At 61.2% G+C, this 534-nt stretch carries 1 protein-coding gene; it reads left to right on the top strand.

Going from position 1 to position 534, the window contains the following annotated elements; translation table 11 throughout:
- A partial coding sequence (locus IE325_RS45865; RefSeq protein ID WP_229912581.1) for a hypothetical protein occupies positions 1 to 486 on the top strand: 486 nt, incomplete at its 5' end.
- Positions 487 to 534 lie beyond the last annotated feature (48 nt).

Raw genomic sequence — 534 nt, 5'->3', positions numbered from 1 at the left:
GCTCTGACTCATGGCCACCGAGCCTATCGTTCCCCAACACTCATTTTGTTAGGAGTTTTTATGGACGAGTGCCTTTTCTACACGCGGCTCGCGGTAGATGCCGACGGCACCGTGCTCTACCGCCTGTTCCATCAGGGGCTTGCTGACTATCTGTGCGGTCACTCCAGGCCCGGCGAGTTTCAGGGGCAATGCCCAGATGCCACAGCTCTCGTCGACCGACTGCTCGCCAGTGGCCTGGTCGGCCGCGATCCGCTGACCGGCGCACGTTCCTGGGCCACCACGGTGCCTTATGTGTTGCGGCATATCCTTGGCCACGCGGCCGTCGCAGGGCCTGCCCATGTGCAGGAACTGCTCCACGACACAGGTTTTCTGTTCCGCGCGAATCCGGACCACGTGCTGCCGCATCTGCCCAGGGCACGGACGTATGAAGGGATCGGCAGCGTCTACGCGGAAGCCTTCGCGAGAAAGCGGCCTAAGAGGTCCTAACAGAAGCTGTTGATCATGTGACTGTCGGCCCGGTTGCTCGTTGCTTTT

This window comes from Streptomyces lanatus (assembly GCF_014655715.1).
Taxonomy (GTDB): domain Bacteria; phylum Actinomycetota; class Actinomycetes; order Streptomycetales; family Streptomycetaceae; genus Streptomyces; species Streptomyces lanatus.
This window is presented reverse-complemented; position numbering and strand designations above follow the sequence as displayed.